13 protein-coding genes are annotated in these 15,558 nt (G+C 37.9%); 5 read left to right on the top strand and 8 right to left on the bottom strand.

Going from position 1 to position 15,558, the window contains the following annotated elements; all coding sequences use genetic code 11:
- Window positions 1-124 precede the first annotated feature (124 nt).
- Window positions 125-1,384 (top strand): cysteate-C-fatty acyltransferase, encoded by a 1,260-nt coding sequence (locus BLQ18_RS12915; RefSeq protein ID WP_090296947.1) that lies wholly within the window; start codon window positions 125-127, stop codon window positions 1,382-1,384.
- 1 nt (window position 1,385) lies between these two features.
- On the opposite strand, the gene BLQ18_RS12910 is transcribed toward BLQ18_RS12915, so the two are convergent.
- The 5 genes from BLQ18_RS12910 to BLQ18_RS12890 form a co-directional block, all read right to left on the bottom strand.
- On the bottom strand, window positions 1,386-1,961 hold the full coding sequence (locus BLQ18_RS12910; RefSeq protein WP_139150397.1) for a hypothetical protein: 576 nt from the start codon (window positions 1,959-1,961) through the stop codon (window positions 1,386-1,388).
- A 25-nt stretch (window positions 1,962-1,986) separates the two neighbouring features.
- The gene (locus BLQ18_RS12905; protein WP_090296938.1) at window positions 1,987-2,607 is read right to left on the bottom strand and encodes a hypothetical protein; all 621 of its coding nucleotides are present in this window, start codon (window positions 2,605-2,607) and stop codon (window positions 1,987-1,989) included.
- A gap of 97 nt (window positions 2,608-2,704) precedes the next feature.
- A complete protein-coding gene (locus BLQ18_RS12900) occupies window positions 2,705-3,469 on the bottom strand; it encodes a DUF2490 domain-containing protein (protein ID WP_175443760.1) in 765 nt (254 codons plus the stop codon).
- A gap of 151 nt (window positions 3,470-3,620) precedes the next feature.
- Window positions 3,621-4,739 carry a GNAT family N-acetyltransferase gene (locus BLQ18_RS12895; protein ID WP_090296930.1) on the bottom strand — a complete coding sequence of 373 codons (1,119 nt, stop codon included), beginning with the start codon at window positions 4,737-4,739 and terminating at the stop codon, window positions 3,621-3,623.
- A 65-nt stretch (window positions 4,740-4,804) separates the two neighbouring features.
- Complete coding sequence (locus BLQ18_RS12890) at window positions 4,805-5,788, bottom strand: transporter (RefSeq protein WP_090296926.1); 984 nt, start codon at window positions 5,786-5,788, stop codon at window positions 4,805-4,807.
- A gap of 86 nt (window positions 5,789-5,874) precedes the next feature.
- On the opposite strand from BLQ18_RS12890, the gene BLQ18_RS12885 reads away from it, so the two are divergent.
- From BLQ18_RS12885 to BLQ18_RS12870, 4 genes are read left to right on the top strand one after another with little or no spacing between them, the layout of a single operon-like run.
- Window positions 5,875-6,138 (top strand): DUF4834 family protein, encoded by a 264-nt coding sequence (locus tag BLQ18_RS12885; RefSeq protein WP_090296922.1) that lies wholly within the window; start codon window positions 5,875-5,877, stop codon window positions 6,136-6,138.
- A gap of 24 nt (window positions 6,139-6,162) precedes the next feature.
- The gene (locus tag BLQ18_RS12880; RefSeq protein WP_090296919.1) at window positions 6,163-8,595 is read left to right on the top strand and encodes a YfhO family protein; all 2,433 of its coding nucleotides are present in this window, start codon (window positions 6,163-6,165) and stop codon (window positions 8,593-8,595) included.
- Window positions 8,595-9,863, top strand: coding sequence for a glycosyltransferase (locus BLQ18_RS12875; RefSeq protein WP_090296914.1), 1,269 nt, complete (start codon window positions 8,595-8,597; stop codon window positions 9,861-9,863). The genes BLQ18_RS12880 and BLQ18_RS12875 overlap by 1 nt, the downstream gene beginning before the upstream one ends.
- Window positions 9,863-11,329 carry a lipopolysaccharide biosynthesis protein gene (locus tag BLQ18_RS12870; RefSeq protein WP_090296908.1) on the top strand — a complete coding sequence of 489 codons (1,467 nt, stop codon included), beginning with the start codon at window positions 9,863-9,865 and terminating at the stop codon, window positions 11,327-11,329. Before BLQ18_RS12875 ends, BLQ18_RS12870 begins: the two co-directional genes overlap by 1 nt.
- Before the next feature lie 42 nt (window positions 11,330-11,371).
- Here BLQ18_RS12870 and BLQ18_RS12865 read toward each other — a convergent pair whose 3' ends face one another.
- The 3 genes from BLQ18_RS12865 to BLQ18_RS12855 all read right to left on the bottom strand — a co-directional run bounded on the left by BLQ18_RS12865 (window position 11,372) and on the right by BLQ18_RS12855 (window position 15,543).
- Window positions 11,372-12,553: a hypothetical protein gene (locus BLQ18_RS12865; RefSeq protein WP_090297617.1), complete on the bottom strand. Its 1,182-nt coding sequence runs from the start codon at window positions 12,551-12,553 to the stop codon at window positions 11,372-11,374.
- 113 nt (window positions 12,554-12,666) lie between these two features.
- On the bottom strand, window positions 12,667-14,583 hold the full coding sequence (locus BLQ18_RS12860) for an OmpA family protein (RefSeq protein ID WP_090296900.1): 1,917 nt from the start codon (window positions 14,581-14,583) through the stop codon (window positions 12,667-12,669).
- Between the two features lie 9 nt (window positions 14,584-14,592).
- Window positions 14,593-15,543: a PorP/SprF family type IX secretion system membrane protein gene (locus tag BLQ18_RS12855; RefSeq protein ID WP_090296896.1), complete on the bottom strand. Its 951-nt coding sequence runs from the start codon at window positions 15,541-15,543 to the stop codon at window positions 14,593-14,595.
- Between the last annotated feature and the right edge of the window lie 15 nt (window positions 15,544-15,558).

Genomic DNA, 15,558 nt, shown 5'->3' with positions numbered 1-15,558 from the left:
AACACTACTACTCTATAACACCTCGGAACGGCAATGAAATTCATTGCCGTTTTTTATATCTGAAAATCGTTGTGTGAGGTTCACAAAAATCTATATTTTTGCAGTTGAAATAATATTAAGGTAGATGAGAGATTTATTCGATAGAATCATTGAGAACAAGGGACCTTTGGGAAAATGGGCTTCACAGGCTGAAGGATATTTTGTGTTCCCGAAATTGGAAGGACCTATTTCCAACAGAATGAAGTTTCAAGGAAAAGACGTAATAACGTGGAGTATCAATGATTATCTCGGATTGGCAAATCTGCCAGAAATTAAAAAAGTGGACGGAGAAGCCGCATTGGAACACGGTGCTGCCTACCCAATGGGTGCTCGAATGATGAGCGGTCACACCGATTTCCACGAACAATTGCAAGATGAATTGGCAGCATTTGTCAATAAAGAAGCTGCTTATTTATTGAATTTCGGTTACCAAGGATTTATGTCGGTAATCGATGCTTTGGTTTCCAAGGATGACATTATCGTTTACGATGTGGACTGTCACGCCTGTATAATTGACGGTGTTCGTTTGCACATGGGTAAGCGCTTTACTTTTAAGCACAACGACCCAGAAAGTTTAGAGAAAAACTTGGAACGTGCCACTAAAATGGCCAATGAAACTGGAGGTGGAATCTTGGTGATTTCTGAAGGTGTATTTGGAATGCGTGGTGAGCAAGGTATTTTGAAAGAAATCGTTGCACTTAAAGATAAATTCCAGTTTAGACTATTGGTTGATGATGCACACGGTTTCGGTACTTTAGGTAAAACTGGTGCTGGAGCAGGTGAGGAGCAAGGAGTGCAAGACCAAATTGATGTGTATTTGGCCACTTTTGCTAAATCTATGGCTGGTATCGGTGCTTTTGTAGCCGCGGATAAAGAAATTATAGAGTATTTAAAATACAATCTTAGATCGCAAATGTTCGCAAAATCTTTACCAATGGTGTACGTAAAAGGCGCCTTGAAAAGATTGGATATGTTGCGTACCATGCCAGAATTGAAAGCCAAGCTTTGGGAGAACGTGAATGCGCTTCAAAATGGACTTAAAGAACGTGGTTTTGATATAGGAACCACTACCAGTTGTGTAACTCCTGTATATTTGAACGGTAGTATTCCAGAAGCGATGGCCTTGGTAAAAGATCTTCGTGAAAACCATGGAATTTTCTGTTCCATAGTTGTATATCCCGTTATTCCAAAAGGATTGATCTTGTTGCGTTTAATTCCAACTGCAACCCACACTATGGAAGATATCAAAGAAACTTTGGATGCCTTCTCATCTATTCGTGAGCGTTTGGAAAATGGAACTTACAAAAGACTTTCTGCTGCTGTAGCTGCGGCAATGGGAGAGTAATTTAAAGTTTCACCCCAATTTTTAGGGACAATTCGGGATTAAGAAAAGGAGGGTCATAAATTTGATTGTCCACCCTAATATCGTCCGTTCCTGCAACCCGAAGGCTCAAACCCGCCCATGGACTTAAGTAAAATCTATTGCTTAAATTAATAATGTATCCTATACTGCCATTCAATAAATAACTTTGATAGGAGGTGGTTTCCAACTTTTGGTCTGATTTTATGGTGCCATCCCATAAAACTAATCCACCACCAAGCCACATGCCAGTTTGATTCTCATTTAAAAAATAATCTGCAATCAGTGCATAGGAATTAATTTCATTATCGGTAAACCCTTCAGGAACAATAAAATCGGGCATATTCACTTTAGCGAATAATGCTCGCCCCCCAAAGTGACCTTTTCTGGCCCAAATTGCACCAAAATAACCTCCAGTAATATAAGGCAGCACATCCAACTCAACTCCTACTTGGATTTTATTCTGTTGTTGGGAATGCCCTGTTTGTACTATGGTAAAAAACACACTGAAACAGAGGAAGACTTTAAATAGCGCTGTAAATGTTGGGGTAGTATGGTGCATCCTGCTATGAGTTTACCACACTAAGTTAAAGATTTTTCAACTCTAGAGTCTCTAAAAATAGATCAATGATTTCTTTATCCTTGGGATAATCTTCATTCAATAACATGGTCACTACGATAATCCCCTCATCTTTCTTACCATAGGTAGCAACCGTATAGACCTCTTTGTCACCTTTATACGTTAGGGTAGCTTGAATCCCTTCAATAGTTTGACCGCTTTTGAGTTGTTTTTTGAATTCAGATTCCGATTTTTCGTACCCGTAGTTGATGCTTTCTTTGGTTATCTCGTTAAGCATAAGTTGAGTTAAACTACTAGGGTTAATAGTTCTGTACTTTTGAACCATAAAACCATTTCCTGTGGAACTCATTATCATACATTGGTCAATTCCTTCATCAATTTCTGAATTGGAAACACTAAAAGTTTTATCGTGACTAAAGGAAACCATGTCATCGGAATAGGTCAACACATTGGGTTGGGCAATTTTCAGGGTCAAATGCTCTCCAGAAGTCGTTTTGTATTGAACCGTCTGATTCATGTTTACAGATACCGTATCCTGATTAATGATTACATAATAATTGCCTTGTGCTAAGGCAAAATTTATAAACCCTAAAAGGAAAATCCCTAGGGTGATGATTGATTTCTTCATAGTTAATGGTACAACACGTTTTAATTTGGTTGGAGTATATAAAACGAAATATTGGATTTAGTATTGTTAAATTTATTAGGCTAACAATATCAACAAATTACTCCAAAGTGTTCGCCGAGTTGGGTGGAATAGGGTCATGGTATTCCTGTTCCAGTTCCTCTACGTTTTTCTTACTTAGGTTTATGGTGTGTGATACATGTAACCAAAGTGCATGGGTATGCACATACTGTCCCGCGCTAGATGTATTAAAAAACTGGTCGTTCCAGGCCAAAGCCACGCTCATCCATTTGCTAAATTGTACGGTGGAAGTAATAACAAAACGGTTTTTATCGAACACATTGTACACCACATTTTTGCCTGCATTTAGCATAACCTCGTCGCTTATTCCCAAGCTTAATTTAAAATCGGGATTGTCCTTAGAAAGTTTCGCAATGGGAATTTTTGTGCTCAATGCATACCTGAATCGAACCGCGAATGTGTTGTCCGATTGAATTTTATCGTCCACAATAGGGTTGAAAAAGCGTTGCTCAAACCGAAACCGATGGCTCAAGCCAAACTTTTTGCCCGCCGTGGGCACTACCAATAATTCTTCGTAGGGTCTAAATTCGGCAAGTCTACGGTCTCCATTACTAATTAATTCAACATAGGTAAATCCAGATGCAACACGAACATGGTCAGTTAATACAAATCGACCTCCAACTCGTCCGAAAAAAACAGAAAATGATTCAAAACCGTCACGCCAACGTGCTCCAGCATTTCCAAATACGGACCAATGTTCGCTTAAAAGAACGGTGTTGTTATATTGAAGCCATTGTTCGCCTCGTTTAATAATCTCTTTTTCCTGTGAAAAGAGTAGGGCCATGTTAAAAAAACATAGCGTTAGAATCGTGATATGTGCAGTTTGAGTTTGTTTTAGAAGGGGGAAACTTCTTTTCATTTGCAACGGGATTGGATAGGTTCCCATTGCTTTTTTAAAGGTTGAAACATAGGGTTTGGTTGGTTATTTATTGGTTTTACAGGTCTTTTACATAGGTTCTTCTTCTTTTAATCACTTTTGGGTCAAAATGCTTCCACATTTGTTGGATAGCAAGATTATCCTCCAACTCTGGCGTTCGTATACAGTTGACCACGCCCCGTTTTTTAAAGGTATGATAGTATTCGTTAAAAATAATGGATGTTACCCCTTTATTTTGATAATTTGGGTGGATTCCAATCAAATAAAATATGGCATCCTTGCTGTTTTTTCGTGCACTCAATAAATGAAATATACCCAAAGGGAACAATTTTCCATTTGCTTTTTGTAGCGCTTCAGAAAAGGAAGGCATTACAATGGCAAAAGCCACCAAATTGTCTTCGGCATCCACAACAAACTTGATGTATTCTGGATTGATAAAGCTGATGTATTTCTTTTTGAAATACTCCTTTTGGATATCCGTAATCTTTACAAAGGAAGAAAGCTTGGCGTAGGTCTCATTAAATAGGTCGAACATTTTATCCACCCATGGCATAATGTCCGCACTTTTATCAAAGTTGAGTTCTTTTAGACCATATCTTTTCTTGATGAGCAAATTGGCTTTTTCAAAAAGCTTAGGGTCGGCATTGGAGGCCAAAAATTTGCTTTCGCGATATTCTTTTTCTTTGGTAAAACCGTGGTGTTCAAAATGAGATTGGTAATACGGGTGGTTGTACCAAGTAACCATGGTTCCAATATGGTCAAAACCTTCGGTAAGTACACCCACCTTATCCAAATTGGAAAAACCAACGGGACCTTCCATATATTCCAGTTGATGTTGTTGGCCAATTTCTTTTACCTTATCCAATAAAGTTTTGGAAACCTCTAGGTCATCCACAAAATCGAACCAACCAAAGCGCATTTTCTTAAGACCTTGTTCTTCAACTTCCAACCGATTGATGATGGCAGCTACGCGGCCTACAATTTTATTGTCTTTATATGCTAAAAAGAAGGTAGCCTCCGCACTTTTAAAAACAGGATTTTTGGTCTTGTCAAAAGATTCCATCTCATCTTTGATGATGGGTGGCACCCAATAGGGCGAACCTTTGTAGAGGGAAAAAGGAAATTTCACAAAGTCTTTTAAGTCCGACTTGGTCTGAACTTCTTTAATGGTAACCATACATCCTAATTATACCTCAATATTAGGAATATTACCATCAGCATAAAAGCGTCGGGGGGCAAAACTTAGAAATCTATGCCGTCTTTATTCTTTTTGCCCCGCTTTTTTGACTTTTTCCTATTGGAATTCTTTTTGATTTTACCATTTACACCCGATTGTTGCTCCACAATGGGAATAAATTCATCTTTATGAAAATCCAATCGGTAGGAGAAGCCAAGCACGGCAAATACTCTAGATGGAGAATTGTTAAAACCAGATCCTAAATGAAAATCGGCCTGAAAGTTTTTATTGATCAAACGGGCGACACCAGTTCTTAAAATAACATCAGAATAGCGTTCACCAGAAATCCCCTGTCCTTCAAAAAACACACTCCATCTTGGATCACGGAACGCATGGGAAACCGAAAGCGCAAAGCGCCATTCAGGAAAATCAGTGGTAATTCTGTCGTAAACAATATTGGAAATCAAAACAAACCTTGGTGAAAGCCTACTTTGTGTAGATACGGCACCACGATAAGATACAGTCGGTTCGCCAACATAAAAAGGATTATCGCCCAGGGTAAAATTGGCACCACCATAAAGCGACACGGCAGGAATCAAGTTTTTCCATTGGAACAAATTGTTGGCCCTCCAGCTGTATAAATTGGGCTTATTTCGTTCTGGATCTTTATAGGGATCAAAAATCAAATATTTTATACCTGCGCGATTACGGGAAAAGTTGGTCAATTTACCTTCGATGCCCAAATCGGGGTAGGTAATATTTTGGGTGATAAAGGAGCCTTCCACAAGAACTTCCAATTCTTCAAAAAGTAATCCGTATCTAAGAGCATAATCAACTCCTAGAATATTGGAATCGGAATTTAAATCTACATTATCCTGCTGTTCATACAACATACCCACCTCGGCCTGAACCACATTTTTACCTACGGAATAGGCGCTTGGGGCCCTTCCTGGTCGGTTAGAATTGATAACATCGGTATATTGTGCACAAAGAATGGCAGGAAAAAATAAGAATAAGGGTAATGACTTTTTGATGATGGAAAAATCCATATAACTAGGTTTTAATACTATTTTAAGATACGTTTTACGGGTTTACGTGACTAACAGTGTAATTTTGATACAATAATGAAAGCTATATGGTTTTACTGAAAACGATATTAATAGCCATCTTATTATACTATGGCTTTAAATTGCTTTGGAAATGGCTCGCACCCAAAATGCTGAACTATGCCGTAAAAAAGACGGGGGAAAAGTTCGGTCAGCAGTTTGGCAATTATGAAGATAGCTACCGAGAACAAACAAGAGAAGGGGAGACCACTGTGGATAAAAAGCCTTTCAGAAGAAAATCGAATCCCTCAAAAAAAGTTGGAGAATACATAGATTTTGAAGAAATTGATTAATATTTGTCTTTTCAAAACCTATCCATGAATCTTTCTCCAAAAGCCCTTATTACACATATTTGCGTTATCGGTTTATTTATTCTTGCCTCGCTGGTTTATTTCTATCCAGTGCTGCAGGGGAAGGCCATTTACCAATCGGATATTGCCCAATACAAGGGTATGGCCAAGGAAAGAAACGATTTTAAGGAGGTCACAGGTGAGGAATCTTATTGGACCAATAGTGCCTTTGGAGGTATGCCCACCTATCAGTTGGGCGCCAACTATCCGCACGATTATGTGAAAAAACTGGACCGATTGATTCGGTTTTTGCCCAGACCAGCAGATTATCTCTTTTTGTATCTGATTGGATTTTACATTTTATTGCTTTGCCTTAAGGTCGATTTTAGACTGGCAGCCTTAGGTGCACTGGCTTTTGGATTTTCCACCTATCTGATTATTATTTTAGGGGTAGGACATAATGCCAAAGCCCATGCTTTGGGCTACATGCCCATGGTTTTGGGTGGAATCATTCTGGTCTTTCGAAAAAAATACATCCTCGGATTTATACTTACGGCATTGGCCATGGCCTTGGAGATTAGTGCCAACCATTACCAAATGACCTATTATTTTATGTTGTTGGTCTTGGTTTTTGGATTGGTCTATCTTATTTATGCCATCAAGGAAAAGGAGTTAAAACATTTTTTTATTTCTGTTGGACTTTGTGTGTTAGCGGTTGTTTTATCCATAGCCACGAATGCAACTGGACTAATGGCCACCAAAGAATATGCAGACTGGAGTACGCGTGGCAAATCGGAATTGACCATTAATCCTGATGGAAGTCCAAAAGCAATTAGTACAGGATTGGACAGAGATTATATTACCCAATACAGTTATGGCATTGCTGAATCTTTGGATTTGTTTGTTCCAAGATTGTTTGGAGGTTCAGGAAATGAGGATTTGGGTAAAAATTCCAAGGCTTTTGAATATTTAACCAATCAAGGATTAGCGCCAAGCAAGGCATTGGAATTATCCAGTGGTTTGCCCTTATATTGGGGAGACCAGCCGATTGTTGCAGGTCCAGCCTATGTGGGTGCTATAATTTTCTTTTTGTTTGTATTGGGCGTGATTTTGGTGCCTGGCAAGAAAAAATGGTGGTTGCTTTCTGGAGCAATTTTGTCATTGGTGCTGTCTTGGGGTAAAAATTTCCCAGTGCTCACCGATTTCATGATAGATTACTTCCCACTCTATAATAAGTTTAGGGCCGTTTCCTCTATTCAGGTAGTGTTGGAACTTTGTTTACCGTTACTTGGTGTATTGGGACTTCGAGAATTGTTCAAATCTTCAGTGGATTCCAAAGAAAAATTAAAGGCGTTAAAGTTGAGTTTCTTTATTGCTGCAGGATTGGGCATTTTGATTTTCCTATTAAAAGGTTTCTTCAATTTTGAAGGATTACGCGACGAAATGTACCGTGGTTATTTTGGTGATGAACTTATGGGCATGATCCAACGAGATCGTGAGTCCGTTTATATCAGTGATACCATAAGATCTTTAATTTATGTTGGCTTGGCCGCTGCTGTATTATGGTTTTTCATCAAGGAAAAAATCAATAAAAATATCATGGTTTTTGCCATGAGTGCTTTGATACTTTTTGATTTGGTGGGTATTGCCCTTCGCTATGTGAACGAAGATGATTTTGTGCGTCAACGTCAAGTAAACGAACCTTTTCAGGCAAGTCAAGTTGACCAGATGATTCAGCAGGATACTGGAATCTTTAGGGTTTTTGATCCTAGTGAAGGTATCAATGGAGCAAGAACATCCTATTTCCATAAATCTGTTGGGGGATATCATGCTGCAAAACCAAGAGCCTTGGAAAATTTGGTGGAATACCATTTGTACCGAAACAATTTGGAGGTATTGAACATGTTGAATGTGAAATACATTATTCAACAAGATGAAGATGGCAGTAGTTTCCCTGCATTGAATGATGATGCCAATGGGAATGCTTGGTTTGTTTCACAATTATTGCCCGTTTCCAGTGCTGATGAGTCTATTCAAAAATTGGCAGATTTTAATTCCAAGTCACAAGCAATTGTAAATACACAATCCTATCCAAGTCTCACAAAACACCGTTACGAAGTAGATTCTTTGGCACAAATTAATTTGGTGGAGTATCGACCAGATTATTTGAAATATGAATCGAATAATTCAAATGAAGGCTTTGCTGTCTTCTCCGAAATGCATTATCCATCGGGTTGGGATGCTTTTGTGGATGGTGAACCTCAACCTCATTTTAAAGTAGATTATGCACTCAGAGGAATGAAGATTCCTGCTGGTGAACATCAAATTGAATTCACTTTTCAACCAGAAGTTGTGCAAACGGGAAGTCAAATCTCTTTAGCTGCTTGTATTTTGTTAGGATTGATTATTGTAGGTGGTGTGGGCTATTCTTTTTACCCTAAAAAATCGGAAGATTCGTAATGCGAAAGGTTTTGGTCATAGCGTACTATTGGCCTCCAGCAGGTGGACCAGGGGTACAACGCTGGCTTAAATTTGTAAAATACCTCCCTGATTTTGATATTGAACCTATAGTTTACGTTCCTGAGAATCCAAGTTATCCCATTGTGGATGAGAATATGGTTTCGGAAGTTCCAAAGAATATCAAAATACTGAAACAACCCATTAAGGAGCCTTACTTTTGGGCCTCTTTACTTTCCAAAAAGAAAACCAAGACCATTAGTTCGGGTATCATTAAGGAAAAAAATCCATCGGTTTTGGAAAAGTTATTACTCTGGGTTCGTGGTAATTTATTTATTCCTGATGCTCGTAAACTTTGGGTAAAACCCTCCATAAAATATTTGGCAAAGGTCATTGCAGAAGAAGGTATCCAAACTATCATTACCACAGGTCCCCCACATAGCTTGCATTTGATTGGATTAGGCCTCAAAAAGAAATATAACATTCAATGGATTGCAGATTTCCGTGACCCCTGGACATCGATTGGCTATCATAAGCAATTGCGTTTAACAGATTATGCAAGACAAAAACACAAAGCCTTGGAAAAAGGAGTGCTGTTGAAAGCCGATAAAATTGTAGTTACCAGTAAAACAACCAAATCTGAGTTCGAATCCATCACTCCGAAACCCATAAAGGTCATCACCAATGGATTTGATGATGAATTGTCACCAGTAACTTTGGATAAGGCTTTTACCATTTCACATATTGGTTCGTTGTTAACAGGGAGAAACCCTTTAGGGTTTTGGCAAGCTATTCAAGAATTAGTGAATGAAAATGAGGATTTTAGAAAAGTTGTAAAAATTCAATTGGCAGGCGTAGTGGGGGAAGAGGTGCTACAATCCATCCAGCATTTTGGATTGGAAAGTTATGTGCAGCAAATGGGTTATTTATCCCATGACGAAGTATTACAAGTTCAGCAAAAATCCCAACTACTTTTACTATTGGAAATTGATTCGGAAGAAACCCAAGGGATTATCCCAGGTAAGATTTTTGAGTATTTCAATGCAGAACGTCCTATTTTGGCCATTGGCCCGAAAGGGTGGGAGGCAGGCACCATGGTTGAGGAGCTTAAAGCAGGTAATTTTTGTTTGCATTCTAAGGTTGACCAATTAAAATTGGTACTTTTAAATGCCTTTCAAAAGTATCAAAACGGAACATTGGTTTGCGATTCCAAAGGAATAGAACAATTTCATAGAAAGGCATTAACGGAATCTTTGGCTAAATTTATCTAATGGGCGTTGTTCTTAAACAATCCATACAAAATGTGGTGGTTACCTATTTGGGTTTCTTGTTTGGTGCCGTCAACACCCTATTTCTCTACACCAAGATTTTACCTGACGAATACTACGGTTTGGTCACTTTTATATTGGCATCTGGAGCCATTCTTATGCCTGTAATGGCTTTTGGAGTGCACAATACTTTGGTGAAATTTTATAGCGGGTACAACGAAAAGGAGAAAGACCGATTTTTAAGTCTCATGTTATTGGTTCCCTTATTGGGCATTCTTCCCCTGGCATTGATTGGTTTTGTTTGGTATGATTCTTTGGGAGATTGGGTTTCGCAGGTAAACCCTATGGTGAAAGATTATTTATGGTATGTCTTTTTTGTGGGACTTGCCATGGCCTTTTTTGAAGTGTTTTATTCCTGGTGTAAAGTGCACATGAAATCGGTCTTTGGAAATTTTATGAAAGAGGTTTTTGCACGAATTTGTGTTTCTGTGTTATTGCTCCTTTTTTATTTTGATGTGATTTCATTGGATGTGTTTTTTAAATGTTTGGTTGGAATATATCTTTTACGAACTATCATCATACAACTCTACGCTTTTAAATTACGCTTTCCTAAAATCAATTTTAACTTCCCAAAGGGAACAAGGGAAATATTGTCCTATTCGTTTTTGATAATTTTGGGAGGTTCAGCTGCCCTGATTTTATTGGAAATTGATAAGGTGATGCTCAATCAGTTTATCAGTATTGAAAACGTGGCCTATTATGGCGTATCGGTTTATATAGCTACGGTGATTATTGTTCCATCAAGAGCTATGCATCAAATTACATATCCATTAACTGCAGAACTTTTGAATGCTGGGGATATTGATGGGCTGGGCAAGTTATATCAAAAGTCATCGTTGACCTTGTTTATTGCATCTGGAATTTTATTCGTGCTGATCATTTTAAATCTGACGGACCTTTATCAGATGTTGCCAGAGAATTATCGAAATGGCTTTACCATTGTTTTTTTGATTGGTTTGGCCAAGGTGATGGATTCTTTATTGGGAAATATAAATTCTATTCTATACAACTCCCAATACTATAAAACCGTATTGATTTTTGGGGTTTGCTTAGCTGGTTTGACCATTGTTTTAAACCTTGTTTTGATTCCCAAACTAGGGTTAGAGGGAGCAGCATTGGCGAGTTTTGTTTCCATTTTTATTTTTAATGTAGTAAAACTGATTTTTGTGAAGATGAAGTTCGGCATCACTCCATTTACTGGGGCAACGTTTAAAGTTTTGGCGACACTTATATTGTTAGGGGCCTTATTTTCCTTCTTGCAATTTCCTTTTCATCCTATTTTAAACATTGCTATTAAATCAGCTTTGATCATCATCATGTTTTTGGGGATCTTGTATCGCTTTAATCTATCGGAGGATGTAAATGGAATTTTGGCCAAATGGCTCAAAAAAATACCCCGCAGTGAATAAATTCAGCTACGGGGTAAACAACTAACCAACCTAAAAATTTATTTAATTCCTTCTAGAATTATTTGATTTTGTAGCTCTTGAAGAACTCGATTTCACAGTTCTTGAGCTTCTATTTGGACTACTTTTAACTGTTGTCCTTGAGCTTTTACTAACAGTCGCTCTACTACTGTTTCCATTACCTCGACTGCTTACAGATTTACTTGATTTTCTGTTTACAGTTTCTGGCTTTCTATAATTTGTTTTTGTGGAACGTGTTACAGTTCTACCGTTGTCACCTTTAGTTACCCTTTTTGTGTTCACACTTGTTTTGTTGGGTGAACGTGTAACTGTTGTGCTTGAAACGCTTCTGCTACTTCTATTGCCATTATCTCCTCTTTTATAATCGCTTTTACGAATAGCTTTGGTAGGAGTTTCTTGTCTTCTAATAGAACTATTGGAACGGGTTACACTGTTTCCTTTTTTGTAATTGTTTTGTTCCACATATCTATTGCTTCTTCCAGAATCGCCACGTCTTTGAACGTTGTTGTCACGTACCGCAACTCTCCTGTCATTTTTGTAGATATTATCTCTTCTGTAACGGTTATCGTTACGATATTCCCTACCAATTTTCGCGTATGCTCTACGAGTGTTGTATCTGTAAGGAGCATAATACGTATATCTTACAGGGCTGTAATATCTTCTATAAGGTCTTGCGTATACATTACAGAATCCAACTGCTGGTCTAGCAAAATACCTGTGGAATGGTCTGTAAACATAATACCTGTTGTAGATGTTGATGTATCCTGTATAGTGGCTAAAAACTCCACCTCTATAATAAATGTTCAATCCACCGATTCTACGAACTCTACCATTGTTATACCAGATGTCTACATTACCAATTTGTGAAACACGTCCGTAGTAATCATAAAAAACAGGAATGTTCTCTACTTGAACTACAGCACCGTAATCATCGTACTGTACAAATGGGTTATAGTTATAGCCTGAGTTGAAAGTTACACCTACATTACCAATTCGGGCACCAACATTTACATTGACCCTATTGTCCATATAAAAGTCGAACTCACCATCTGGATATACGGAAAAGGTTACTCCATCTTCCACAAAGATGAAAGAATTTCCATATCGATAATTGTCAACAATTGTGGTTGTATTATCTATTGATGCTGCTTGGATACTTGGTATTCCAAAAGCTATCGCTGCTATAAAGAGTACTAACTTTTTCATACTATAAGGTTTTAAGTTCAAGATGTACCTATTTACATCCACCCTATATTAATCAAGCAGCGTGCCAAAAAATAATTATAATTATAAATCACTGATATACAATTAAATAAAGTTTAATTTTTGATGATGAACATAGATCTTCGATTGAGCTGATGTTCCTCTTCAGAACATTTTACACCGTTGGAACAGTGGTTTAGCAATTGAGTTTCGCCATATCCTTTGGCAGTTAATCTATTGGATTGAATACCGTGTTCGATCAACCAATTTCGGGTGGAACGAGCCCTGTTTTCAGACAATTTTAGATTGAATGATGAACTTGATCTAGAATCGGTATGGGATTCAATATGGATTTTTAATTGTGGATATTCTTTTAAGGCCTGTAAAATTTTAGCCAATTCTACTTCGGCATCAGGTCGAATATTGAATTTACCATAATCAAAATAGATAGGTTGAAGATCCAATCGGCAACCAAGATCTTCAGGAGGGCAATCTGGTGGTACCAATTGAATATTTACTTGAAGTGCATTTTTTCCTTGAGGTGTTGTCAAAGTAGTTTCTGTAGGCAAATACTTTTTGGTCTCATTGGAAACTCGGATGGCATACTGCTTTAAACAGTCTACATTAACTGGAAAAGAGTAGGTGCCTGTTTCAGATGTTTGTTGATTGTCTATCGGATTGTTCTTATCATCAATCAGCGTAACGTTAGCTCCAGAAACAGGGGAGCCAGTTATGGCATCTGTTACCAGGCCCTCAATGGTAACATTACAACTTTCATAGAATGCGTAAATATCATCGGAAACACTACCATCCTCACCATCTCTATTGGAAGAAAAATAACCACTGTTCAAGGTTTCATTGATGATGAAACCAAAATCGTCTTGATTTGTGTTTAAAGGTTTTTTTAGATTGGCTACCTCTGAAAAATTGCCTTTAATGTTCAAGGAAACCACAAAAATATCCAATCCACCAAGTCCTACATGACCATCACTGGAAAAATACAAGTTATTGGTCTCACTAATAAAAGGGAACGACTCACGCTCTATGGTGTTTATGGTATTCCCAAGGTTAACGGGTTTGCTGTAATTGTCCCCACCCAAAATGTCAACATACCAAATATCAGATTTACCTAAAGTGCCTGGCATGTTCGATGAAAAATACAATCGCTTTTCATCTATGCTCAATGTGGGGTGCGCTACGGAATAGGAATCACTATTAAATGGCAATTCTTTTATATTGGTCCACTCACCTTTGGTATTTTTTTCTGCTTTATAGATCTTAAGACCAATCAATCTGTTTTTTCCCCTCCGTTTTTTCCCATTGAGGTAATTATTTCTCGTAAAATAAACGGTTTCCCCATCTTTGGTAAACGCAGTTGAAGATTCGTGATAAGGTGTATTTATATTTCCTCGCAGCGCAATGGGATTTTTTAATTTCCCAAGAGAATCTTTTTCTGCTTCGAACAAATCCAGAAAGGGGAGTCCTGTCCATTCATCTGTTTTACTGCCTTTGGTGTTTTTTGAAGCCGAGGCATACACAATTTTTTCTCCATAAAACGATGGACCAAAATCTGAACTTCCTAATGATTCGGTGGCATTTATTATATCGTATGTTGTTTCCGTGGAGTCTAAAAGAGCATTCAAACTATAGTTACTACCTAAAGAATTTTGAATAGACTCTCGGTATTTTTCCATCATTTTTGAAGCTGCCGCGTATTGATCTATACTTTTTAAGGACTGTGCATACCTATAATAATAGTCCGTTTCCATGGCCTCGGGATAGTTCATCAGTAGTCTGTTGTACCACTCCACAGCTTCAATATATTCACTGTTGAAATAATAAGTGTCCGCCAATTTTTTGAACACCTGTACAGATTGATAACCATCCTTAACAATGTTCAGATAAATTTTTCGTGCATCGATATAGGCATAGTTGTCAAATTCTTCATTGGCTTTTTTAATTTTTGGATTTTGTGCCCAAGCGGTCAAGGTTAATAGAAATAATGATATGATTGGGATGTATTTTGTTTTCATGCTAAAATTTTAAAAGAACCTTGGGGTAAGGATTCGGTCCGACCTGTTGAAAATTTCTAAGCGTAGAAACGCTTCGAAGGAACCATTGCTGTATTGTTGAATGTTGGTAGATTGGTAGTCGTAGGCCAATCCTGCAAAGAACCCTCTGGAAATCTGGAAACCTGTCATTGCACTGAATGAAGCACTCCAGCGATAGGAAGCTCCAAGTACAAATTTTTCATTGAACATAAAATTGGCTGCAATATCCCATTGTAGAGGGGCACCACTTACATATTTAACCAAAGTAGTTGGCTTGAACTTTAGATTCCTGTTCAGATTAAAAACATATCCAGTAATAAAGAAATAATGCAAACGTTCCACGGCTATGTTTTCGGTATCAACATTGTTCAAGGAATTTTCATCGAAGTGTTTGGAGTTCAGAAAATTTGGAACGGAAAGTCCAGCGTAAAATTTCTCGCTATATACGTAAAGGCCAGAACCCAATTGCGGTTGAATTTTGTTGTCTATCGTAACTTGAAAGTAGGGGTCATCAGGTTCAAAAATGTTTAATTTAGAATAATCGACATTTAACATGTCCAAGCCAGCTTTTAGACCAAAAGCTAATCTTGTGTTATTGGTCAAATAAATTTTATAGGACCAATCCATTACCAAATTTGATTCGGTTGCAGGGCCTATTTTATCATAAACTAGGGAAAGTCCCAAGCCCATATCGTTGTAACGGCCCACAGGAGAGTTAACTGATAAGGTACCTGTTTCTGGAGCACCTTCAAGATTCATCCATTGTGTACGTCCCAATATACCAATGTTAAGTGCACCCCTTGATCCCGCATAGGCTGGATTCACAATTTGGGTATTGTACATATATTGGGTGTATTGTGGATCTTGTTGGGCAGAAGTTATATGGGATATAACCAAACATAATAGTGCTGTAAGACAAAGAATCTTGGTTGGTTTAAACATTTTAATTGTTTATAA

Origin of the sequence: Flagellimonas zhangzhouensis (assembly GCF_900102925.1) — a bacterium.
GTDB classification, from domain to species: Bacteria; Bacteroidota; Bacteroidia; order Flavobacteriales; family Flavobacteriaceae; genus Flagellimonas; species Flagellimonas zhangzhouensis.
This window is presented reverse-complemented; position numbering and strand designations above follow the sequence as displayed.